A 23,845-nucleotide genomic window follows, 5' to 3' on the forward strand; every position below is an offset into this window, starting at 1 on the left:
ATGAAACATCTCGCCCTTTTTTGCGCAGCGGCCCTGCCCTTGCCCGCCCTCGCCAGCAGCTTTGACCGCCCCGTCCCGCAGGCCCAATCTGCCACGGCCGAATACTGGTTTGCTGCCGCATCCGTCGCGCTGATCGTGGCGCTTGTTGTGGTGGCGCGAATGGTGGCGCGGCGGTGACAGACAACGGCTGGTCCACACGCGCCATTGCCTTGGTGCTGTACCCGTTCGGGGCAGGCGCGATGGCGGTCAACGTGTTTTTCGCCTCGCTGATCGGAAGCTGGGTTGGCTTGCCTGTGTTATCGCTTTTATGGTCCATCGGGATTGGCGCAGTGATCGGCGTGCCGGCAACGATTGCCTTTGCACGCCACATCCGCCGCCTCATGGACAAGGCACAGACGTGAACATCGACCTGAGCAACCCGAACCCCACCATTGATGCCGCTGATCTGGCCAAGCTGTTGGACATCCCCGCACCGCAGGTGATCACCCTGATGCGCGAAGGGGCGATCACCAGCCGGTTCGAGACTGGGGTCGACGCAGATGCAGGCACCCACCGTTTGACCTTCTGGTATGGAGACATGCGCGTGCGGTTTACCTGCGATGACAGCGGCGCGGTTCTCAAGACCTCTCGCAACACGGCCAAGCGCAGCCTTTGACGCACGGCCCGTCCTAACTGAGCAGACCCGACGTAGCGTTTCAAAATTCAACGATGGCAATCGCCGCCTGCTTCGCCCCATAGTTTGCGCGATTATACGCAACCAATAGGGGGGACGGCATTATGGCCGAATTCGATATCATCATTTACGGTGCCACAGGTTTTACAGGCCGGCTTGTCGCGGAATATATCCAAGCCACATATCCCGACCGCCCTTGGGCCATGGCCGGACGCAGCGCCGCGAAACTTGCCGCTGTGCGCGACGAAATGGGCCTGCCTGCCGATACCCCCCTGATCGAGGCTGATGCCTCCGACCCTGCCTCGCTTGACGCGATGGTTGCCCGCGCCCGTGTGATCATCACCACCGTCGGGCCGTATCTGCTGTATGGCGAACCGCTGGTTGCGGCCTGCGCGAAATCCGGCACCGATTACGTTGATCTGTCGGGCGAGCCGCCCTTCATGTGGGACATGATCGAGAAATACAACGACACCGCCAAGGCAAGCGGCGCACGGATTGTGCATTCCTGCGGCTTTGACAGCATCCCCTTCGACATGGGTGTCTATTTCCTGCAACAAGAGGCGATCAAACGCTTCGGCGCGCCGATCAAAGACGTAAAAGGCCGTGTGCGCGGCATGAAGGGCACTTTCTCGGGCGGGACCGCCGCCTCTGGCAAGGAAACCATGAAACTGGCGATGGGCGATCCCGAGACCATGAAACGGCTCGTATCCTCCTTTGCGCTGACCGAAGGGTTCGAGGGGCCAAAGCAACCCTATGGCAACAAAACCTATGAGGATGCGGATTTCGGCATGTGGGTCGCCCCTTTTGTGATGGCATCGATCAACACCAAGAACGTGCATCGCTCAAACTTGTTGATGGGCCACCCCTACGGCACCGATTTCACCTATGAGGAAATGATGTTCACCGGCAAAGGCGAAAAAGGCGAAGCCATCGCCAACGGCATCGCCAAGTCCAATCCGATGGGCGACAATGACATCAAACCGGGCGAAGGCCCCTCGAAAGAGGAACGCGACAACGGCAGCTATGACCTGATGTTCACCGGCACCTCGGCGGACGGGCAGCGTTTGACCGTGGGCGTCAAAGGCGACCGCGACCCCGGCTACGGATCAACGTCGAAAATGCTGACCGAAGCGGCGATCTGCCTGATTGAGGAAGCCGCCGACGCCCCCGGCGGTGTCCTGACAGCGGCCCCGGTCTTTGGCGCGGCGATCATCGACCGATTGACAGCAAATGCCGGCCTGACATTCGAGGTCGAAGGGTAAAACCCCTGCCCCGCAGCGCCCCTATGCGGGCGCTGCGGGTTGCATTGCGCTAGCTATTGAAGTCCCGCTCGGTATAGGAAAACAGATACAGACTGGGTAATAGGGGCATCGGAGCCCTTATGGCGATGAAAGCGAGCGGCGTTTGAAAAAAGTTCCCGCAGAATTGCGCGTAGATTTTGTGAACGGTCCGGTTGCGCACCGGCTGCGGTTTGGTGGCGGACGCGGGCAGGACATTGCAAAAGCAATGGGATTGCGCGGCGGCAAAACGCCACTGATTGTCGATGCCACAGCCGGATTGGGGCGGGATTCCTTTCTTTTGGCCTCACTTGGTGCGCAGGTCTTTATGATCGAACGGTCCGAAAAAATGCATGATCTGCTGGATCAGGGCATGAAACGCGCCGCCCAGGAAGGTGGCGCACTAGCCGAAATTATCGGCCGCATGACCCTGCTAAAGGGCGATGCCAAGGATCTGATCCCTGAATTGGCGGGCGAGGCAATATTGATTGATCCGATGCACCCCCCACGGAAAAGCTCAGCGCTGGTAAAGCAGGAATTGCGTCAGGTCCGCGCGATCGTAGGCAGTGATGACGACGCCGCTGATCTGCTGCGTGTCGCACTGGAACATGCGCTCAACCGTGTGGTGCTGAAGTGGCCCGCCAAAGCGGACCCGATTGCAGAGATCAAACCCTGCACCCATCAAATCTGTGGAAAATCAACGCGCTATGATGTTTTCATGACAGCGACGGCATCACCGCAGAACCAACCTGACTAAGCGGTCGTCGGGCTTTGGTCCAAGCTCAGGTCGGCCCCCTGCGTTATTTAAAGCCGATCTCCCCCGCCTCTGCGACGCACCAGCCCGCCCTAAGCAGGCCGGGCGACAGTGACAGTTTGGAAATGGTCCGCTCTACCTTTGCAGAAGCGTCTTCCGCGCCCGTGACCTGAACAACGATTTCGACGATTTTAATATCCGTGCGGCTGACGATCTGGCAAATTTCCAACGCCTCATCGCCCAAACAGCCAATGATCGCGGCCCGCACCTGTTTCTCATCCTCAACCCTGCATTCAAAGGTCAGATCGAAATGCGATCCCGCCCCTGAGTTTTGATCGGACAGTGTTTTCAGCTTTCGCACAATCGGGCGCAGACCTAGATTCGAGAAAACGATCAACAAAGTCAAAGCGATGGCATAAAGCACATGCCCCGTCCCCGAGATCAATCCAACCGCCGCAGCGCACCATAAAGTCGCCGCTGTGTTTATCCCTTGGATGTTGAACCCGTCGCGGAAAATGATGCCCGCCCCCAGAAAACCGATCCCCGAAACGACCTGCGCAGCCACGCGTGTCGGGTTGATATCCGTTGGGAAAAGTGCTGCAAAAGTAACGAAACCGGCGGCCCCCAGCGACACAAGCGCATTGGTCCGCAGCCCCGCCATTCTGCCGCGAAACTGCCGTTCGGACCCGATGACAGCCCCCAACACCAATGCAAAGCCCATGTTCACAGTCGCAAGAAGCAACGGCATATCGAGGTCTGAAAAAATATGGTTCAACGCTCGGGTCTCCTTGGCTGGTCCCCAACCATAGCATCTAATCGCGCGTTATCAGCCCTTTCAGCACCGCATTGCGCCCCGTTCACGACATTTGGCGGCCCCCGAGGTCTAGGTTTTGAACAACCGATAGATCGCGGGGATCACCAGCACCGTCAGTGCCGTCGAAGACAACAACCCGAACAGCAGCGAAATCGCCAAACCCTGAAAGATCGGATCGACAAGGATCACGGTCGCTCCGATCATTGCCGCAATTGCGGTCAGCAAGATCGGTTTGAACCGCGTCGCACCTGCTTCGATCAGAATCTCGGTGGTGACCTTTTGTTCGGGGTCCGCGTGCCGGATAAAATCCACCAAAAGGATCGAATTGCGCACGATGATCCCCGCAAGCGCGATGAAACCGATCATCGAGGTCGCTGAAAACGGTGCCTGAAACAGCCAATGCCCGCCAATGATGCCAAGAAAGGTCAGTGGCACCGGCGTCAGGATGACCAAAGGCAGGCGGAACGACCCGAACTGTGCCACGACCAGCACATAGATGCCCAAGAGCGCCACAGCGAAAGCCGCCCCCATGTCGCGGAAGGTCACCCAGGTTACCTCCCATTCACCGTCCCACAGCAAAACCGGCTTGTTCGTGCTTTCGGGTTGGCCGTTCAGCCGGATTTCGGGTTTTTCCAGATCGGTCCAGTCCATGCCGTCAAGCTGGTCGACCACAGCAAGCATCCCGTAAAGCGGCGCTTCGAAGGCACCGGCCAGTTCTCCGGTGACCATGATCGCATCATAGCCGTTATGCCGGAAAACCGGAAAGGACGCGGGTTCTTGGGTCAGGCGGATCACATCGCCCAATTCGACCACACCGCGCCCGCCGGGGATGGCATTGGCCGGCACCGGAGTGGAAAGCGCGCGTTCATCCATCACCTGATCGGCCCTTGCGCGGGCAACGACTATGGGGATCGGGCGGCGGCCTTCGCCACGGTGCGAATAGCCCACGGTCGTCGAACTGTTCAGCAAGCGCAGCGTATCAAGCGCGTCGCGTTCCTGAACCTTGTAGAAATCCATGTCGCTGACCGATAGTTCCGCCCGCAAACGACGGGCCTGAACGCCGACACTGTCATCCACATCAACCACATAGGGGACCGCCTCGAACGCCGTGCGGACCTTGGCCGCGACAGCGCGACGGGTCGGTGCATCGGGGCCATAGATTTCGGCCAGAAGCGTTGAAATCACGGGGGGTCCGGGGGGCGGTTCAACCACCTTGAGCACCGTGCCATCGGGCACTGCAATCGCCTGCAACCTGTCGCGAAGCTCCAGTGCGATGGCGTGGCTTGGGCGGTCGCGGTGATCCTTTGCCGCGAGGTTCAATTGCACCTCGCCCATCTCGGGGTTCTGACGCAGATAGTAATGGCGCACCAACCCGTTGAAATTAAAGGGCGCAGCGGTGCCCGAATAGGTCTGGGCCGACACGACTTCGGGTAAATCCATCCCGATGCGCGCCGCGGCCTGCACGATGGCATCCGTGGCCTCGACCGAAGACCCTTCGGGCAGATCGACGACAATGGCCAGTTCGGATTTATTGTCGAAAGGCAGCAGTTTCACCGTGACATCACGGGTATAAAGCGTCGCCAGCGACCCGAAAGACAGCACCACAACGACCAGCAAAAACACGGCACTGCGGCCCTTGCTGCGCAACAGCGGGCGCGCGACTGCGGCGTAAACCCGACCCAATCGCCCCCCCGGATGCGCCCCGCCTTCGGCATGATGGCCCGCATCCGCCTTGCCAGCGATCTTGAGCATCAACCAAGGCGTGATCACCACAGCCACAAAGAAGGAAAAGATCATCGCAGCCGAGGCATTCGCCGGAATCGGGCTCATGTAGGGGCCCATCAGCCCGGACACGAACAACATCGGCAGCAGCGCCACAACCACCGTCAGCGTGGCGACGATTGTGGGGTTGCCCACTTCGGCAACGGCGGCAACCGCCGTCTCGAGCCGGCTTTTCCCGTTGTGTTTCATGGCCCAGTGACGCGCGATATTTTCAATCACGACGATGGCGTCATCCACCAAAATACCAATCGAAAAGATCAACGCGAACAGCGAAACCCGGTTCAGCGTATAGCCCATGATCCACGAGGCAAATAACGTCAGCAGGATCGTGACCGGAATGACAATTGCCACGACCAGCGCCTCGCGCCAGCCGATGGCCAGCAGCACCAGCGCCACGATCGACACTGTCGCAAGGCCAAGGTGGTACAGCAGCTCGTTTGCTTTCTCATCCGCCGTTTCGCCGTAGTCGCGCGTGACCTCGACCTCAAGGCTGTCGGGGATGATCCCGCCTTCCATCGCGTGAACGCGGTGCAATATCTCTTCTGCGACGATCACGGCATTGGCCCCGGCACGTTTTGCCACCGCCAAGGTCACCGCAGGACGGCGCGACACCGCGCCCCCGTCTTCTCCGGCGCGCCCCAGACTGGCCACGTGAAATTCGTCAAGGTCGGATACGAACGCCACATCGGCAACATCGCGGACATAGACCGTGCGCCCGTCGCGGGTGGTCAGTTCAAGATTTCCGATCTCTTCGGGTGTCGAAAGGGTTTTGCCGATCACCAGACCGATCTGTTCGCCCTGATCGCGCAGCTGCCCGGCGGGGGTGGCACTGTTGGCCCCCTCGACCTTGGCCACCAGCTGCTGCAAGGTGACACCATGGATGGCAAGCCGCTCGGGGTCCGGCGCGATGCGCAGCGCTTCTTGGGTGGCTCCGACCAGATAGGTCAGCCCGACATTGTCGATCTTGGCCAGTTCGACTTCGACTTCGCGGGCCACACGGGTGAGATCGCCCGCCGTAATGCCGTCGGCATCCTGAGCCGGTGCAAAAGTCAGCGTAACGATGGCCACATCATTGATACCCCGCCCCACGACCAGCGGTTCGGATATGCCCACCGGGATGCGATCAAGGTTGGCCATGATCTTGTCCCGAACCCGCAGGATCGCGGTATCCGCCGAGACACCAACAAGAAACCGCGCTGTCACCATCACGCGGTCGTCACGCGTGTCGGAATAGACATGCTCGACCTCGTCCAGCCCCTTGACGATATTCTCAAGCGGTTGGGTGATCAGCTTGACGGCATCTTCGGCTTTCAACCCGTCGGCCCGAACGTGGATATCGACCAAAGGCACGGAAATCTGCGGTTCTTCCTCGCGGGGGAGACTGACCAGCGCGATCAGACCCATTGCAAGGGCCGCCATCATGATAAGCGGTGTCAGCGGCGAGGCGATAAACGCCCGCGTCAACTGCCCGACAAGCCCGACCCGGCCGCCGTTTTCAGGGGTGTTATTATTCATGAGACACCACAACCCGATCTCCCGCAGCCAGACCGCTCAGGATTTCGCGCCAGATCGCGCCGTCAACTTGCACAGTGCCACCCGGCACCACGGTGCGCCGCTGCGCGCCCGCCCCGTCGGTTTCTACCGATACAAAATCCAGCCCGCCATGACGGCTTAGCGCGGCTTCGGGCACAAGGATCGCCATGCGCGTGCCCACGGCAAGCCGCACCGGCAACCGGCGTCCGACAAAGCGCCCGTCCAGCCCTTCGACCTCCACATCGGCCTGAACACGGCCGCCTTCGATCTGGGGGTACAGCTTGGCAAGCCGCCCCTTGCGCCCCGCGCCGTCACCCGCCGATGCAGTGCCAAGCTCGATCTCGTCGCCTTCGGACAATGTCGTGGCATGACGTTCGGGTACCGACAGACGCAGGAATATCCCCCCACCGCCAACAACTGCAGCCGTATCGCCCGGCGTCACGACAGACCCCAGCGACAGCGGCACCGACAGGACAACCCCTGCCCCAGGTGCCAGTATTTCGCCCTCGGCGATGCGCTGCTGGATAACCAGCCGCTCCGACCCGAGGCTGCGGACCTGACCCTCAAGAACGTCAACGGTTGTCTGCAATTGGTCAAGCCGCTGCTTGGTGATAACCCCGCGTTCAATCAGTTGAAGACCGCGTTCAAGATCGGCGCGCGCGGTTGTGATCTGCGCGTTCAGCGATGCAAGCTGCGCGTCGATGGACCCCAGTTGAAAGGCGAATTTGTCATCCTCGACCATCGCGACCCGCTGCCCGGCGACCACCAGATCGCCTTCGGTCACATCAAGTGCGGTCACCGTGCCACCGATGCGGGCGCGCGCGGGCACCCGGTCACGGGTTTCTATCTGGCCGTAAACAGCCTTCCATTCCGCGATGGGACTGGGTTCTAGCACCAATGTTTCGGCACCTGCCGGGCCGAGCAAAAGGAGCGTGGCAATGATCGATCCAAATAGTCGCATATTTCCCGCCATTTCCGTTCAATTCGTTTCAAGGGTCAGTCTGACACCCCGCAATACCGGCTTGCGGGGCAGCCTGCCTTGATTTCGATCAAGCGCGGCGTCGTCGCGGCAAAGCTGAATTGCGGTATATCAATTTTCCGTCGCCGTAACGGCGTAGCGTGCTTTTAATTACAGGAGATCGCTATGAAAATTCTAAACCTAACCTTGGCCGGACTGCTTTTGACCGCAGTCGCCGGCTGCGAGACGTACGTATATCCGCGCCACCATCATGATATGATCGTGCTCAGCACAGATGTTGAACCGCATGTTCACCTTGTGACACCCCTAAGCGCCACCAGCTATTCGGTACAATATGTGCCCGGCATGGTATCCGAGGCCGCGATCATCGCCAGCTTCGCGCCGCGCTGCACCGAGCTGGGTCTGATCGCGGTCAGAGGCCCCGGCCCGACACGCCGACAGATGGTCCGCCGTGGTCGCCGCGCACCGCTTACGGTAAATGTGTTCACAGTTGTGTGCCGTTGATCAACTTGCCGATGACCGGCATGACACTGACGGAAAGCACCTTTTGCAGGGTGCTTTCCAACAAAGCGAAGACCCCCGCGTGTGTTTGGCGAAGCGCACCCTGTCGAAGTTGTGCTGCCAAAGTGGTTAAGCCCAACGGATCAGGTCGCGGTTCTGGGATAGTCGTGTTTATTCAAGAACGCCCAAATCTCGCGGTTCAGATCCCCCAGATCGTCGATTGCCTTGTAAATGCCGTCTCGCGTGCCTTGGTCCAACTGCTCAACCTGCCCCATCTTGATCGCGTCTTTCCGATCTGCGATCCGCATCAGGATCGTATGCGTGGCCGCCGATTGTGAATCGAACGCATAGATACAATGGTTGTAGCGGTTGCGGATGTGGCCGATTTTTTGCATGCGCGTGGTCAAGGCAATAACCTGTTTGCGCTCCTCGCTTTGGACACGGCCCAGCTTTGACAGGCGTTGCACCAGATCAATCCGCGCCCGTGATGTATTCAGGGTCATGAAAATAACCGTCGCCGTTTCCAGATCGACCTTTGCCAATCCGGCGATGAAATGGATCAACAGGCTTTCGGTGTTTGTCCAGGCATAGTTGAGCCGCCCCACCAGCAATAGGAACTTGTCAAAACTTGTCAGGTCCGGCTCTTGCGATCTTGCCATCTGCTTGCCTATTCAACCCTGAAATTTCCGGTTGCGGCAACATAGGCAATCGCGGCCTCTGTTCTGTTTGTGACACCCATTTTGCCGATGATATGGTGGATGTGCAGCTTGACCGTGCTTTCCGACAGTTGCAGATGATGGGCGATGACCTTGTTTGGCTCGCCTTTTGACAAATAGCCCAAGACATCTTTTTCGCGGGCCGTCAGCGATCTGATCTGGTCCCACATATTGGCCTTGATTTCGAGTCCGGCAGGGAAGCTTCCCGACAAGAGATAGTCCATGACTTCCCCGCAAATGTGCCGTTCGCCCGAAACCAGCAAACGGAAGATATTTATCGCTGAATCAATACGCGTGCGAAGCGGCAGAAAACTCAATTTCGCCATCAACGCCGTATCTCCAATCGCGTCGATAAAATTCTTGATGTCTTTTATATCATGAAACGCCAAAGCCAGGTCGAAATTGGGGAACTGTTTTGACAATTCAAAAAGAGTTTCCATCTCTGCCTCCACAGACCGAGGCGAGAAAATTAACGTCACTCTGCAATAGGGGCTTGTATTCAATCGGTCTTTCACCGCTGCAAAAGTAGGTACAATTGAGACGTCCAAATTATCGAACTCGCTCATAATAAGGCGTAGGTAGACGTCAGGAAATGATGTCCGACCGCCGACAAACAAAATGGCCTGACGTTCTGTGCTGTTGTATCTCACTTGGTTAATAGCTTTAGGCATTGAATTTGTTCCAAATATTGGAGCGACTAGACCAAATATCACTACCAAAAAATTTTAGAGGGTTATTGATAAATCTCAATGGGGACTGACTTATCAAGGCAGGGCCTGGCAGGTTTTCGCCAAGGTTGTGGTGGAAAATTTCACCCCTGGCGGAACCCCTTCCTGACCAGAACCTAACACATCGGTTAAAAATACTTCCGGGAAACCAGAAAAACAGATTTCTACAAGCAAGTCAGAACCTTAATATAAGAATCGGGAAAAATATTCCGCATTTTATGCCTTCGATCTAAATCAAAGGGCCTATCTTTTTGGCGTAGATACTAACATTCACCCCATCCCATTGATTAGAATCTACAGTCTGAATTGCTAGATATCGCACCGCTTCTATTCACGCCAATCTGATCTTGTCGCAATGATGTGACGTTCAACAGGAACCGGCATTCAAATAGAAATCCCACCTTTTAGATGAGCGGTGGATCTGGCGGATGCCCCCAAAGAAAGCATTTATCATGTCAAATGGTAGACACGGACACCACCACGGTGGCAACAACTACGTACCGATGGGCAACCAAAGCCAGGAACAAGATCAGGCGCAGGCCGAAGCACAGCTTCAGGCGCAATTGCAGGGTCAGGGCCAGCTTCAGGGTCAGGGCCAATCGCAAACCAGCGAAAGCGAGAACCTGAACGGCAACGGTAACCTGAATGGTAACGGTAACCTGAACGGCAACGGTAACCTGAACGGTAACCTGAACCTGAACGGAAACGAAAACAACGCTTCCAACACCGCCACAAACGAGGCCACCAACACGTCGACCACGACTGTGACAGTCGATGTCGGGGTCACCGGCGCCTTCGATATGACGGACTATGTGCCATCGGACGATGACTTTGCAGACATCGACCTGAGCGGCGGTGCGTCTGTCGACAATATCCTGATGGCCAAGGGCGATGTGAACTTCGACCCCGGTAACGAGATGAACCTCGATGACATCCTGACCGACGCGCTGACCGGTGCCGGAAATGATGTTGGCCTTGTGAATGCACAGTCGAACAACCTGATCGACAGTGATGTTCTTCACAATGCAACCGTGGGCGGGTCGCTGACCAACAACGGCAGCGCGCATGGTGGCACCGCATCCTCAGGTGACGGCATCGGCACTGGCGCTGCTGCTGCAGAACCCGACTTTGGTGGCCACCCTTGGAAAAATGGTCCTCACGACGATGACGCCGATGGTGCTGTTGCCGGTACATGGGGCAGCGGAAACGGTGATGACGGTTATGTCGCCGGTGAATCCCTGTCTTCGGCATCTGCAACCGTTGATACCACAGCGTTCAACCAGAGCATTGTGATGGGTGCCAACATCCTCGGCAACACAGTCGATATGTCCGTGGTCGGTGGCAACATGAACTCCACCTACATCGGTGACGACAGCTCAGACGGCGCATAAACCGTTTGACCGTGACCGGCCCTACCGGTCGCCAATAACAACACCTCGCGCGAGAACAACTCGCGCGGGGCGCATAAAATTCCGAGGCACCACCGAGCAGATAATAATAATAACTGGTGGTCAAAATGCTTATCGATAGAACATCCGAAATCGTTGCCCATTTTATTGGTGCATTTGAAACGGCCTTGGACGGTTCGAGGTTTAGAAGCGAAATTGATGGTTTTCGTCATCGCCAAACTCAAGACCCCTCCTTTGACGATCAATCCTCACAGACGGTAGCTGCGCGCGCTCCATATGCGCTGGATGGATATGCAGCGGGTCTGTCGCCCTTATGGCTCACACCCGATGCCCCCGCACCCCTTGCGGTGTCAGGTCACCATCCCCTTCAATTGCCCTTCCTCAAGGCAAAGGCGGAACTGGTCGTCGACGATGCCCAGGACTTCCCGTTTTTTGAACCGGCCAAGCAGAGTGCTGGCGGTTTCACGGTGTCATCCCCGATGCCCGGCTCGGTTGCATTCGTCTCTCAGCAAACCAACTATCTGATCGATCACGACTTTTTCGGCGATATCGACGCAGGGAGCTTCATTGCCCCCGACATACTGGACCAGCAGCTTGAGACCCTGTGGCAAGCGGCCCAGCCGATGATGCCGGGCACAAATGGCGACCCGCTTACCCTGATCCTTGAGGGGTCAACGATGGGTGAAACATTCGCTGAGAACTACTTGGAAAGTGCCTCGGCCGCAGAAGCAATGGGCGGACAGGTGTCATTTCTGTCGGGTCCGGCCATCGGTGAAATCACCGTCAACGGGGCCGACCAAGACGCCATGCCCGATCTCGACAATCTTCTTCCCACATATCTGCAAGCCAAAAACGACGCGGCCCAGGCAGAGGATGCCATGGCCGCCGACAGCTTTCTCACCCCGACGGGTAATGCGGGCACTGCCGCCGCGTTTTTCGACGTCGAAGCCGGCCACAGCGTCATTGCAGGCGGCAATATGGAGATCAACGAAACCGTGATCGTTGCCCAACATGTAGATGCGCCTGTCATTGCAGTTATGGGCGATATGGTAGCGATTTCGGCGATTGCACAGGTCAACGTCATCCATGACTACAATTCCGGCGCGACGAACATCTCGCCGATGAATACATCCATCAATGCCGCGATGTTCGCCTCACAGCACAGTGTAACGTCAGATGCGGCACCAACTGCTGCCTTTCCGGTGAATGTCACAGCGATTGTCACGCGCGTCGATGCCGATCTGATTTCGGTCAACTGGATTCATCAATACAACTACATGTCCGACCATGACACGGCCCAGATCACCTTCTCGGGCGAAGACAGCTTTCTCGATTTCGGCGACAACGTGCTGTTCAATCAGGTCAGCCTTTTGGAATTTGCGCAGGGCTATGACCTGATCATTGTCGGCGGAAACATGTACGATATGTCGCTGATTTTCCAGACAAATATTCTGTTTGATGACGATGCGGTGCATGTGGCGGGGGCCGGTCCCTATTCTGCCTCCATGGGCGACAATCTTGCCTATAACATGGCCTTGATCCAGTCGAACTCCATCGACAGCTACATCGAGATGGACAGCATTTTCGCCCAAGCAGGGGCCGATCTGGCAGCAGGGGCGCGCGTGTTGTCGGATGACGTTCAAAACCACGAGGTGTTCGACGGCCATGCCCCTTTGAACATCCTGTATATTTCCGGCGACCTCATCAACGTCTCTGCAATCGAACAGACCAATATCATCGGCGATGCAGATCAGGTCGCGTTCGAAGTCGAAGCGCTTTTGGCCGGGTCGGATTCAATTCCAACCACCACGACCGGGTCAAACGCCGCAGTCAATATGGCGACGATCCAGAACTACGGGGCTGATTCAACGATCATGGTGGGCGGCGAGGTCTATGACGACCTGCTGCTGTATCAGGCAGAACTGATCGACACAGACGCCCAGCCCCTTGGCGCGCCCCCCCTCGCCTCAGAGGCGGTCGTCTTTCTTGCCGAGGATATGATCGACCCCGACCTCGGCGACACCGGAATGGTTTCGCAATCTCCGGATTTCACCAGCTCTGACGTCGACATGATGGGCTCCATCGTAACCTGAAGCATTTGAATTACCGGAGAAGCGCCTTGAAAGACTCTGACCACACCAGTGAACCATACCCGCACGAGGCAACGAAGTCGGAACCTTTAAAATTGAAACCCGAAATGGGGGCCGAGGTAATGGACAAACTGTCTGATGGCCCCCATTCCGGCCCCGTCATCGACCAACCCAGCAACGCAGACCGGCAAAAGGAAGCGACCCTTGCAGCGGCGGGCGGTGGTGGCGGCAAAGGCGCGGATACGGTACCCTTTCACAAGCGGATCGGGCCTGACGGTTTTGCCGATGCCCTGAAAAAAGGCGTGCGGGCGGTCCGGCGCAATCTCATGTTCGTCATGATCCTGACCCTTGGGACCAATATCCTGATCCTCGCGATCCCGATCTATCTTTTCCAGATTTCGGACCGGGTTTTGACAAGCAGGTCCGTTGATACGCTGGTGATGCTGACAATCGTGATCGTTGGCGCGATTTTGGTGCAAACGATACTGGATTCCCTGCGACGGTTCATCCTGATGCGAAGCGCCGTTGAAGTGGCCGCGCGTCTGGGGGCCCCGATCCTGAGCGCCGCCGCCCATGCCTCGTTGCAGGGCAACGGCAAGGAATACCAGACCCTGTCCGACCTGCAGCAGGTGCGCGGGTTCCTTGTGTCAGGGACGCTGATCTCCTTTCTGGATGTCCCCTTTGCCCCGCTGTTTCTATCGGTGATTTTCCTTGTCCACCCGCATCTTGGCATGATCGTGGTCAGCAGTTCGTTGCTGTTGCTTGTCATCGCAATCGTGAACCAGAAAATGACCGCCAAACCCTTTGCCGAGGCGAACATGGCCCAAAGCCGCGCGAACATGCATCTCGATTCAATGGCCCGCAACAGCCAGATTATCAACGCGATGGCCATGGTGCCCGAAGCCGTGCGCATCTGGGGCAAGGACACGGCAGGCTCACTTACCGCACAGGTGCGTGCCCAGGACCGCAACATCATTTTTGCCTCCATCAGCCGGGGCGCGCGGCTGTTGACGCAGATCGGCATGTTGGGTTGGGGGGCCAATCTGGCACTGCAAGGGGAGATCACCGGCGGCATGGTGATTGCGGCCTCTATCATCGCGGGGCGCGCGCTGGCCCCCATCGAAGGGTCGATCGAGGGGTGGAATTCGTTTCTGTTGTCGCGCGCGGCGTATGGGCGGATCAACGATCTGATGCGCCGCTCGCGGGTGCGGTTCGAACGGCTGGTTCTGCCTGATCCACAGGGCCGTCTTGATGTTGAACGCCTGCTATATGTGCCCGGCGGCACCAAACAGGTCATTCTGAACGGGCTCAGCTTCCACCTTGATCCCGGCGAAACCCTTGCTGTCATTGGCAACTCTGGCGCGGGCAAAACCACCTTGGGGAAAATGCTGGTCGGCTCCATTCTGCCAACCTCGGGCAGTGTGCGTCTGGACCTGATGGATATCCGCAACTGGGACCCGCGCCAACTGGGCGAAAGTATCGGATATGTGCCGCAAGATGTGCAGCTGTTCCCCGGAACGATCAAAGACAACATCGCCCGAATGCGCGACGACGCCACTGACGCAGACATCCACCGCGCCGCAGTGCTGGCAGACGTCAACGACATGATTGCAGCCCTGCCCCACGGCTATGAAACCATGGTCGCCGCTGACGGATCACCGCTGTCGGGCGGGCAAAAGCAGCGTGTCGCCCTGGCGCGCGCCTTCTTTGGCAAGACCCGCTTGCTGGTGCTTGACGAACCGAACTCCAACCTTGATGCGGCAGGCGATCTGGCCCTAGCGCGGGCCATCCAGCACGCCAAAGACAACAAGATCACCGTTGTTGTCATCACCCAAAAGCCGTCGCTTTTGAAGGTTGTCGACAAGATCATGATGGTCGCGGACGGGAATGTTGCGCTGTTTGGCTATCGTGATCCGGTGTTGCAAAAACTCGCCGAACGCAGCGCAAGCGCGAACGCCACCCCACAGGAGATTTCGTCATGAGACATGCCCCAACCGCGATTATTGACGCCACATGGTATGACGATGTGCCCCGGTCGATCAGGGGTCACGTGATATTCGGCACTTTCCTGATCATCTCCGCATTCGGGGGTTTCGGATATTGGGCCACCCAAGCGCCGCTTGCCGCGGCGGTTGTGTCGCAAGGCAGCTTTATCGCCACCGGACGCAACAAGATTGTCCAGCATCTGGAGGGCGGCATCATCGAACAGATCTATGTCGCCGAAGGTGATATGGTCGAAGCGGGGCAAGTTCTGGTCCGGCTCGACGAGACATCGGCGCTTGGCAAGGAACGGGAACTTTTCCTCAGGCAGGTTCGACTGGAAGTCGCTCAGGCGCGGTTCAATTCCGAATACAAACAAGAGAACACGCTCAGGTTTCCGCCGCATCTGGAAAAACTGCGCGCCGATCTGGAAGTCGCCACAATGATGGAGAACCAGTCTTTGGGGTTCACCGTGTCGATGCAGGGCCTGAAAAACGACATCGGCCTGCTGGAGCGCAGCATCGAGGCGCTTGGGATCAGGTCAAGCGGCTATCAAAGCCAGCTTGAAGCAACGCAGATTCAGGTCGCCATTCTGGCAGAGGAACTGGCCGATAAACAGACGTTGCTAGACCGCGGTCTTGTGCGCCGGACCGACGTAAACACCGTTCGACGCGCCATTGCCGAAGCCGAAGGTCAGGTTGGCCGCCTCACCGCCGAGATAAACGAGATTTCCGAAGTCCGCGATCGCTATACCGCGCAGATTGAACAGACTTTGGGGGAACACCGTGATAAGGCGCTTGATGAATTGCAGGTCGTAGAGGCGGAACTTGACGGCATTCGCGAACAGGTGCGCACGGCGCAAGAAGTGCTCAACAGGGTCGATATCACGGCCCCTGTTTCAGGCACGATCGTACGGCTGTATTACCATACGGCGGGCGGTGTGGTTGAAAGCGGCAAAGCCATCGTCGAGATTTTGCCATCGGCCGAACCCCTGATCATCGAAGCCCAAGTCCCGCGTACGAATATCGACAGTGTCAAAATCGGCTTGCACGCAACGATCCGGCTTTCTGCCCTGAACCAACGCACCACGCCGGTGCTTGAGGGCAAGGTTTTCTATGTCTCTGCGGATACGATTACCGACCAGAATTCAACCGCCCAGCAAGAGGTATACCTGACCCGCATTTCGATCGAACCCGAAGAATTGCTGAGAGTGCCCGGTTTTTCCCCCACCCCCGGGATGCCGGCAGAGATCATGATCCAGACCGACGAACGGACCTTCGTGCAATATCTCATGAAACCGATCCTCGACAGCATGTCGCGCGCTTTCCGCGAAAGGTAGCGATCCGTCGCGCGCGACAGGCATAGAGCGCCAGATCGGGTGGTCGTGTGTCGCGCGCGGTGCGACGTCGATCAAGCTATTGATATGTAGAACTCTTCTATCGGAACGCCCCCTTGGTTCGACCCCATGCAGGCACGCGTGCAAGGCGCGCCCCCTCGCGATGGGTCCGAAACAGCACCGGATTGAAGGCCGCCTCGCCGCCAATCACACAAAGCGTTCACCAGCCCCCCAAACCGCAGTTGCAAGGATCACGCAGCGGGTAGCCCCTAACGCCCCACAGCGGCTTTGATCCTTCCATTGTATGCGGTAGGTACAGTCAAACCGAATGATGCGGCGTCAGCTTTGCAAGCTTGCAAAGCTGGTTCGGCGGGTGCACTCGAAATAACACAATGAACTGTAATATGCTTGAACCTGACCAGCTCCCTCGCACGTTGAACGACTATTATAACCGTGCCCGTGACAGCATGAGTTCGGAAAACCGCGCATATTTCCTGTCCGGTGCCGGCGGCGAAGAAACGTTGTTGGCGAATGAAGAGGCCTTTGTTCGCGCACGCATCACGCCACGGCCGCTGCGCGAAATGGGCGGCGGATCAACGGCGACCTCAGTGTTAGGCCAACGGCTTGCGGCACCCCTTCTGATTGCGCCCTTTGCCTATCACCGGTTGCTGCACCCTTCGGGTGAGATCGCAACGGCCCAGGGTGCCGGGGCACAGTCGATCAAGATGATCCTCAGCGCGCAAAGCAGTGTGGAGTTGACCAATGTGCAAGCGGCTGCGCAAGGCTGCGACTGGTTCCAGCTTTACTGGATGGGCAGCCGGCAGGCCACGCTTGAGCTGGCGGAAATGGCCTTGGCGGCGGGGTTCGGCACGCTTGTCTTGACCATCGATGCACCAGTGCAAGGCGTTCGGGACCGCGAGATAGAGGCCGGTTTTCAATTGCCGCCTGACATGAGCGCGGTGAATTTAGCGCGGTTCGCCCCGCCCCGTTTCACCGCACCAGACGAAGGGCAATCGTTTATTTTCGACCGCATCGCGCATCATTTGCCAAATTGGGACGATGTCGCCTGGCTTGTTGAAACGGTGCAGGTGCCGGTTCTATTGAAAGGCATCCTGCACCCCGAGGATGCCGCCCGCGCGGTCTCCATCGGGGCCGCTGGCGTGATTGTATCGAACCACGGCGGGCGTGTCCTGGACAGGGCCCCTGCGACCCTCGACGTGCTGCCGACAATCGTCGAACGGGTCGGGCCGGACTATCCTGTGCTTATGGATGGCGGCATCCGCCGCGGTGTCGATATTTTCGTCGCTCTTGCCTTGGGGGCAAAGGCCGTTTTGATCGGCCGCCCTGTGGTGTGCGGTCTTGCCGTTGCAGGTGAACTGGGCGTCAGCCATGTGTTGCGCCTGCTGCGCGACGAATTGGAGGTTTCCATGCTGCTGTGCGGATGCGCCAGCATCGACGACATCACGCCGGATATGGTTCACCTAAAGCTGTAACGCAGCGGGATCATCAGGGTGAATTGATCACCAACTAGGTAATTGGGCGGTGTCGGCATCTTTTCCAACTGCTCGACCGTCCTGACCGCTGCGCCATCAAGGATCGGCGACCCCGAAGATTGCGCCACTTCCGTCGACACCAGCACCCCATAGCGATCAAGGGTAAAACGGATCTGGACCTCCCCTTCGATGCGGGCACTGCGTGCTTTTGCCGGATAGGTCTTGGCCCCGCTGATCAACAACACAATGCTCTTTTGCCAGTCGCGAATTGCCTCGGTCTGCTTGGCGGTCAAGCCTTCGCTCGCCGCTTCGGCACTGTCTGCCTCGGTTTCGGCCTGCACCCCTGCGACCGACTGCTCGGAGGCTGCGCGGTCCTCGGCCCCGACCTGACTTTCCGCGTCGATCTGGTCGGGGTCATGCTCGGTGGCGATCTCTTCGGCAAGATTTTCCGTTTCGGCTTCGGGCTCCGGCGCGGCAACGCCGAATTTCAGGCTTTCATCTTCGACATCATAGGGGATTTGGCTCAGGATAGGCTGTTCGGCGGCCTGCGCTGCCTCAACCACCTCGGGGCTTTCGGTCACGGTCGGGGCCTGCTGGCTTTCCTCTTGGGCGAGGCTGTCCTCCTCCAAGGCGGACGGGGCCGCGATGATATCCGACAGATCAAACATGATCGCACCCGTGATGCCTTCGGGCTGGGTTTCATCCAGCTCGGGCTCGGGTGTCTTGCTCAGGATTTGCGCCGGAAATCCGATGTGCAAAGCGGCGCTGAATGCGATGGCACCCAGCCAGAAGACCGGCTTTGTGCTGCGCGTCGTATAGGTCAGGCTCATGGTTGATCTGCCGCTAACGCCCCGTCCGCATCGGGGGTTTGGGCGACGTTTTCATCCAGCCCGACCAGACCGACTTTCAGAAAACCATCGGCCCGAAGGACATTCATGACCCGGATAAATTCGCCGTAAGGCACTGATTTGTCGGCGCGAATGTAAATGCGCGTGTCACGTTTTTGCAGCGTTGCAATGCCAACGTCGATAAACAGCCTGTCATGGGTGGTGCTGGTCTCTCCGACCGACAGGGCCAGATCTTCGGTGATGGTGATAAACACCGGATCCGCCGACCGCACCGGAGCATCGGCAACCGCCACGGGCAATTCAACCGGAATATCGACCGTGGAAAGCGGCGCTGCGATCATGAAGATGATCAGCAGAACCAGCATGACGTCGATAAAGGGTGTGACGTTGATCTCGCTGTTTTCGCTCAGATCACCATCATCGTCAGCGCGAAGCCGGGAAGCCATGTCGATTACTCCGCCGCTGGTACTGAAACTGATGCCAGCCGGGGCTGACGCGGCTTTGCGCTTTCGTCCTTGGTGGCCAGATCAAGATCGCGCGACAGGGTGCGTTCAACAAGCGCACCGGCATCCGCCAGCATGACCTTGTAGCCCCCCATGCCACGCGCCAGAATGTTGTAAAAAATCACGGCGGGAATAGCGGCAACAAGCCCGATGGCGGTGGCCAGCAATGCCTCGGCGATACCCGGTGCGACGATGGCCAGATTGGTCGTGTTGCTTTCTGAAATGGAGATAAAGCTGTTCATGATCCCCCAGACCGTGCCGAACAATCCGACAAACGGCGCGGTTGACCCGACATTGGCCAAAACCCCCGCGCCAAGGCTCATACGCCGTGCGGCTCCTGCCTCGATCCGCGAAATCTCGGAACCGACCCTTTCCTTGATGCCCGCTTTCATCGCGGCCCCCTCGCCCGAACAGGCCCGCTCGCGTTGTGCGGCGCGCACCATCTGCCCGACAACCCCCTGTTTGCGCGCAAATTTTTCTTGCGCGGCAAGCAACGTTCCTGACCGGTCCAAGTCACGGTAGCGGCGGCGCAGCACGCCACGTTCCCACCGCAGGATCATGATTTTGGCCGCAAAGATCACCCAAACCAAGGCAGAGGCGAAAAGCAGCGACAGCATGACGCCTTTCACCACCCAGTCAGCCGCCATGAACATGCCAAGGGGCGACATCTCGTTGTGGCCCGCGTCCTCAAGCATCGTTGTGAAGGTTTCAAGATCAAACGCGGCTGCCGGACCAGCGGCGGCGATCCCAATGAAAATAACGGCGGAAATCGGGGAATATTTCATGTCTCAGGTCTCTGCCCATGTGCGAATAAGGTTGTGATAAATGCCGGTCAGCCGGACCGTTTCGGTGGCGTTTGATCCGATTGTTGTGCTGAGCGACTGAATGGATTGATCCAGATCGAACAAGATCCGGCGATGCGCGTCGGACCTGATCATGCTTTGCAGCCAAAAAAACGACGAAACCCGCGCGCCACGGGTAACGGGTGTCACCTCATGCAGGCTTGTCGCCGGATACAGGATCATATCCCCGGCGGGCAGTTTCACCGTTTGCGTGCCGTAATGGTCCTCGATCACAAGCTCGCCGCCGTCATAGTCCTCGGGCGCGCTTAGAAACAGGGTCATCGACAGATCAGTGCGCAGACGTTCCTGGGTCAGCGGGTTGACCCGGATCGCGTTGTCGATGTGCGACCCAAAGGTTTCCGCCTGCTCGTATTTGTTGAACATGGGCGGCAAAATGCGGGCCGGCAGTGCGGCAGAAATAAACAGCGGGTCTGCCGTCAGTTTTTGCAGAATGAACTTGCCCAGGGTCTGGGCGGCATCCGATGCGGCTGGCAACTGCTGGTTCCGCTTCACCTCGATGGATTGCGGGCCGGCGGTGGTTGATCCGTCTTCCCAATCGGCGGCATCCAGATGCGCGCGCACCTGATTGACCTCATCTTTGCTCAGGACGGAGGGGATCGTGATTAGCATGGCAGAACCTCTGGTCGGTGCGGGCAACCCGAAAGCTGCCCGCAGTGATGGTTTTCGGATTAGAATTTCATTTCGTACGAGACCGAAATTTCACGGCCAGGTGCGACATAGGTGAAGGGTGTTCCCGAACGGTAGGCAGCGTCATAGACGATCGTGTCTGCGACATTGGTGATGCCCATCTTGAGCGTGGCATTATCGGCAACTTCGTATTCACCCAAAAGATCGAAGGTCCAGGCATCCGGCAGGGACCGGCCATTTGCAGCCGTGCTGCCCAGATCAATCGCGCCCTGATAGTTGACACGCCCGCCCAGCATCAGCTTGTCGGTGACCTGATACGTCGCAAGAATGTTGATCTGTTCATGGGCAACATTCGCCACCGACAGACCGACATTGTCACTGTCTGCGCTCTCCAGAATTTTGCTGTTCATGAAATTCGCACCGCCAAACAGGCTAAGCCGGTCATTCACTTTGCCAGCAACCCCCAGTTCGAGGCCGCGGATACGGTATTTCAACGTATCAGAGGTTACAGTCGCCCCGCGCGGTCCGATATCTTCGCGGGCATTGTCCTTGGTCGTTTGATAAAGCGCCGCCGTCAGCAACAGATCAGGCGAGAAGCTGAACTTGGCCCCCAGTTCGAGCGAGGTGTTTTTTTCCGGTGCCAACCCCGAGCCGTTGGTATCAAGGCCGCCGTAAAAACCACCGCCCGCTTCCAGCTCTTGTCCGGCCGGATTGGTCGAGGTTGCCGCCGCCCCATAGACATTCAGCCGGTCGCTGAGGGCGTATGTCGTGCCAAGGTTCCAGTTGAACATGACGTCGTCGCGGGCAAGGGTATAAGCTGTCCCGCCGCTGATGCCCGACCGTTCGATATCATAGATATCCACCCGCACGCCGCCGTTTACCTTCAGCCGGTCCGACAAGGTGACCGTGTCGAGCGCATAAAGCGAGGTGGTTTTGACCGTGGTCGCTGTGACATCCGTGCCCAGTTGCGGTTGCTCGCCGCTCCAGCAGCCCTCTGCGATGGGGTCAGGGTTAATTGCGTCGACGGTGCAGCCGTTCTGACCTGAGGGCGGCAGATAGTCTTCACTGCTCAGGTTTGAATAGCTCCGTTTTTCGATCTCTTCGCGCGATGCGGCCAGACCAAAGACAAACTTGTGATTTGCCCCGCCGAAATACCTTTCGCCTGCCAGCTCAAGCACATTGGCGATCACATCGGTTTCCTGATTCCAGCTTTTGAAGCTCAGCCCGACCTGCCAGTCCTCCGGATTGGCGGAATCGTTGTCGATCAAACGGCTGGGTGCGGTCAGGACATAATCATTCGTGGATTTCGACAGCCGCAAGGTGTTGGTAAGCGTCAAACCGTTGCCAAAGGAATATTGCGCCTTTGCCGTACCCACCGTTTCTTCGACGGTCTGGAAATCGCGCCCCGGAACACCATAGAATGTGGTACGGTCGACCCCGTATTCCGTCACCGGACCCACCACACCCAGATCGGCATTGTTCACAAACGGCACCCCCCAATCGGGTGTTTGCTCGATCTTGGTGTAGCTCAGGTTCCCTTCCAGTATCAGCGCCTCGGTCGCCTTGAAACGCACCGCCATTGCAGCACCTTCGCGGTCGTCGGTCACAACATCACGCCCCGCCACGGCACCGTCTTGCAACAGCCCGTTGAACCGCAGCTGAACGCGGTCATTGATCACCTTGTTGGTGTCGATGGTTTGGCGCACGGTCGATGCGTCGGTGACGGTCGTGACGATGCGTGTGAAATCAATGTCCTGAGGGCTTTTGGAAATGATATCGAGCGCACCACCTGTGGTCCCCCGCCCACCGACAGTCCCCGCCGGCCCTTTGGTGACTTCGACCTGTTCGGTGTTGAATGTCTCGGCGACGCCGGTGCCCGGGCTACGAACGCCATCGGTATAGACGTCGTTATTGGCCTTGAACCCGCGGATATAAATGTTGTCCCCGAAAGAATTGCCGCCTTCGCCGAACCCAAGCGATATCCCCGGCGTCGAACGGGCGATCTCTCGGACGCTGGTCGTACCGGTGGTTTCCAGAACTTCCTGGGTGATGGCCGTCACAGTCCGAGGGGTGTCTTTCAGCGGGCCGGGCATCCGGCTGTTTGCAAGGCTATTGGCTTTGAACGGGGAATTCGGATCTGCATAGCTACTTCCACCCGCCGCCGCTTTTGCCGCGGCAAGGGCTGTGGCTGCTGCCAGTTCCTGTGCTTCGCGCTCTGCCGCTTCTTGCGGGGCGCATACCGCCGTTCCGGCCAATGCTGGCGTGCAGACCGCAGGTGCTGCCACGCGCGGTTTCGCAGCGCGGCGCGGTGCAGGCTTGGATTTTGCAGGTTTGCGTACCGGGCGCGCTTCTTCGGTGGTTTCCACCTCGACCGTGGGCAGAATGATCAGATCGGTGTCCTGCGCGGACGCACCTGTCGTCATACAGGCCATTGCCAAGGAAGCCCCAAAGCCCCCGATAATAAGGGCAGAGTTTCTTTGGGGTTTGCCCGAGCAAACGCTATTTTCAGGAATTCGACGCATTGGTCCCTCGCTATGAATGTTCAACTTTTACGCTGGCTGCTCATAGAGAGGTTCGCTTGCTTTAGGCGGGAACGCTTAATCCGACTGTTTTAGTAAGTAAAGGCCTTTTCTTTGATTTTTTGATGGTTTACGGGCACTCACCCCGCCCAGACCGCTGAATGCAGATCAAAGGTTGGAGATTCCAGTGGAAGCTTGGTACCCGATAAAGTTCTCGGCCGATGTCCAGCGTGCCTATCCCCTGCACCTGATGCAAAGCTTCATGCCACCTGTCAGATTGGCATCGGCCTGATTGCTTTTATCGGCCATGGGATTTGGGATTTAGGATCAGATGCTATACCCCGACGTGTTAAGCAACACGCCATCACGGCCCGATTCAATGCCAGCCGTCCCTGCTCTGGCACGATCCAAACTTGCCCA

Annotated in this window: 21 protein-coding genes; 11 read left to right on the forward strand and 10 right to left on the reverse strand. The window is 58.0% G+C overall.

Going from position 1 to position 23,845, the window contains the following annotated elements:
* From ACSQ13_RS08135 to ACSQ13_RS08155, 5 genes are all read left to right on the forward strand, one after another.
* Complete coding sequence (locus ACSQ13_RS08135; RefSeq protein ID WP_176249276.1) at positions 1 to 177, forward strand: hypothetical protein; 177 nt, start codon at positions 1 to 3, stop codon at positions 175 to 177.
* 62 nt (positions 178 to 239) lie between these two features.
* A complete protein-coding gene (locus ACSQ13_RS08140) occupies positions 240 to 401 on the forward strand; it encodes an NnrT protein (protein ID WP_176249724.1) in 162 nt (53 codons plus the stop codon).
* Positions 398 to 655 (forward strand): DUF6522 family protein, encoded by a 258-nt coding sequence (locus tag ACSQ13_RS08145; RefSeq protein ID WP_176249277.1) that lies wholly within the window; start codon positions 398 to 400, stop codon positions 653 to 655. The genes ACSQ13_RS08140 and ACSQ13_RS08145 overlap by 4 nt, the downstream gene beginning before the upstream one ends.
* 122 nt (positions 656 to 777) lie before the next feature.
* Positions 778 to 1,935 carry a saccharopine dehydrogenase family protein gene (locus ACSQ13_RS08150; protein ID WP_295512224.1) on the forward strand — a complete coding sequence of 386 codons (1,158 nt, stop codon included), beginning with the start codon at positions 778 to 780 and terminating at the stop codon, positions 1,933 to 1,935.
* A gap of 142 nt (positions 1,936 to 2,077) precedes the next feature.
* Entirely contained in the window at positions 2,078 to 2,707 is a 630-nt protein-coding gene (locus ACSQ13_RS08155; RefSeq protein WP_295512222.1) for a class I SAM-dependent methyltransferase, read from the forward strand.
* A gap of 43 nt (positions 2,708 to 2,750) precedes the next feature.
* On the opposite strand, the gene ACSQ13_RS08160 is transcribed toward ACSQ13_RS08155, so the two are convergent.
* The 3 genes from ACSQ13_RS08160 to ACSQ13_RS08170 form a co-directional block, all read right to left on the reverse strand.
* Positions 2,751 to 3,479: an MgtC/SapB family protein gene (locus ACSQ13_RS08160; RefSeq protein ID WP_295512219.1), complete on the reverse strand. Its 729-nt coding sequence runs from the start codon at positions 3,477 to 3,479 to the stop codon at positions 2,751 to 2,753.
* 108 nt (positions 3,480 to 3,587) lie between these two features.
* Positions 3,588 to 6,815, reverse strand: coding sequence for an efflux RND transporter permease subunit (locus tag ACSQ13_RS08165; protein WP_295512217.1), 3,228 nt, complete (start codon positions 6,813 to 6,815; stop codon positions 3,588 to 3,590).
* Entirely contained in the window at positions 6,808 to 7,794 is a 987-nt protein-coding gene (locus ACSQ13_RS08170) for an efflux RND transporter periplasmic adaptor subunit (protein ID WP_295512216.1), read from the reverse strand. Before ACSQ13_RS08170 ends, ACSQ13_RS08165 begins: the two co-directional genes overlap by 8 nt.
* A gap of 183 nt (positions 7,795 to 7,977) precedes the next feature.
* On the opposite strand from ACSQ13_RS08170, the gene ACSQ13_RS08175 reads away from it, so the two are divergent.
* Positions 7,978 to 8,316 (forward strand): hypothetical protein, encoded by a 339-nt coding sequence (locus tag ACSQ13_RS08175; protein ID WP_176249282.1) that lies wholly within the window; start codon positions 7,978 to 7,980, stop codon positions 8,314 to 8,316.
* 140 nt (positions 8,317 to 8,456) lie between these two features.
* On the opposite strand, the gene ACSQ13_RS08180 is transcribed toward ACSQ13_RS08175, so the two are convergent.
* Both ACSQ13_RS08180 and ACSQ13_RS08185 read right to left on the reverse strand, forming a co-directional pair.
* The gene (locus tag ACSQ13_RS08180; protein WP_176249283.1) at positions 8,457 to 8,972 is read right to left on the reverse strand and encodes a hypothetical protein; all 516 of its coding nucleotides are present in this window, start codon (positions 8,970 to 8,972) and stop codon (positions 8,457 to 8,459) included.
* 8 nt (positions 8,973 to 8,980) lie between these two features.
* Positions 8,981 to 9,700 (reverse strand): response regulator transcription factor, encoded by a 720-nt coding sequence (locus tag ACSQ13_RS08185; RefSeq protein ID WP_255200127.1) that lies wholly within the window; start codon positions 9,698 to 9,700, stop codon positions 8,981 to 8,983.
* A 509-nt stretch (positions 9,701 to 10,209) separates the two neighbouring features.
* Here ACSQ13_RS08185 and ACSQ13_RS08190 point away from each other — a divergent pair.
* From ACSQ13_RS08190 to ACSQ13_RS08210, 5 genes are all read left to right on the forward strand, one after another.
* Positions 10,210 to 11,148, forward strand: a complete 939-nt coding sequence (locus tag ACSQ13_RS08190) for a hypothetical protein (protein ID WP_176249284.1) — start codon at positions 10,210 to 10,212, stop codon at positions 11,146 to 11,148.
* 125 nt (positions 11,149 to 11,273) lie between these two features.
* Entirely contained in the window at positions 11,274 to 13,259 is a 1,986-nt protein-coding gene (locus ACSQ13_RS08195; protein WP_295512213.1) for a hypothetical protein, read from the forward strand.
* Positions 13,260 to 13,378: 119 nt separating this feature from the next.
* Complete coding sequence (locus ACSQ13_RS08200; protein WP_255200128.1) at positions 13,379 to 15,238, forward strand: type I secretion system permease/ATPase; 1,860 nt, start codon at positions 13,379 to 13,381, stop codon at positions 15,236 to 15,238.
* The gene (locus ACSQ13_RS08205; RefSeq protein WP_176249286.1) at positions 15,235 to 16,575 is read left to right on the forward strand and encodes an HlyD family type I secretion periplasmic adaptor subunit; all 1,341 of its coding nucleotides are present in this window, start codon (positions 15,235 to 15,237) and stop codon (positions 16,573 to 16,575) included. Before ACSQ13_RS08200 ends, ACSQ13_RS08205 begins: the two co-directional genes overlap by 4 nt.
* A 401-nt stretch (positions 16,576 to 16,976) precedes the next feature.
* Positions 16,977 to 18,065, forward strand: coding sequence for an alpha-hydroxy acid oxidase (locus ACSQ13_RS08210; RefSeq protein ID WP_295512212.1), 1,089 nt, complete (start codon positions 16,977 to 16,979; stop codon positions 18,063 to 18,065).
* On the opposite strand, the gene ACSQ13_RS08215 is transcribed toward ACSQ13_RS08210, so the two are convergent.
* Genes ACSQ13_RS08215 through ACSQ13_RS08235 form a run of 5 tightly spaced genes read right to left on the reverse strand, consistent with a single transcriptional unit; the run spans position 18,050 to position 23,329 of the window.
* Complete coding sequence (locus ACSQ13_RS08215; protein WP_176249287.1) at positions 18,050 to 18,895, reverse strand: energy transducer TonB; 846 nt, start codon at positions 18,893 to 18,895, stop codon at positions 18,050 to 18,052. The two genes, ACSQ13_RS08210 and ACSQ13_RS08215, sit on opposite strands and share 16 nt — an antisense overlap.
* The gene (locus ACSQ13_RS08220) at positions 18,892 to 19,359 is read right to left on the reverse strand and encodes a biopolymer transporter ExbD (RefSeq protein ID WP_295512211.1); all 468 of its coding nucleotides are present in this window, start codon (positions 19,357 to 19,359) and stop codon (positions 18,892 to 18,894) included. Before ACSQ13_RS08220 ends, ACSQ13_RS08215 begins: the two co-directional genes overlap by 4 nt.
* 5 nt (positions 19,360 to 19,364) lie before the next feature.
* Positions 19,365 to 20,201 carry a tonB-system energizer ExbB gene (gene exbB, locus ACSQ13_RS08225; RefSeq protein ID WP_295512209.1) on the reverse strand — a complete coding sequence of 279 codons (837 nt, stop codon included), beginning with the start codon at positions 20,199 to 20,201 and terminating at the stop codon, positions 19,365 to 19,367.
* A 3-nt stretch (positions 20,202 to 20,204) separates the two neighbouring features.
* Positions 20,205 to 20,888 (reverse strand): Fe2+-dependent dioxygenase, encoded by a 684-nt coding sequence (locus ACSQ13_RS08230; RefSeq protein WP_176249290.1) that lies wholly within the window; start codon positions 20,886 to 20,888, stop codon positions 20,205 to 20,207.
* 59 nt (positions 20,889 to 20,947) lie between these two features.
* Positions 20,948 to 23,329, reverse strand: a complete 2,382-nt coding sequence (locus ACSQ13_RS08235) for a TonB-dependent receptor (protein ID WP_295512207.1) — start codon at positions 23,327 to 23,329, stop codon at positions 20,948 to 20,950.
* Positions 23,330 to 23,845 lie beyond the last annotated feature (516 nt).

It is taken from the genome of Sulfitobacter sp. SH22 (assembly GCF_965641905.1).
In the GTDB taxonomy this organism is placed as follows: Bacteria; Pseudomonadota; Alphaproteobacteria; order Rhodobacterales; family Rhodobacteraceae; genus Sulfitobacter.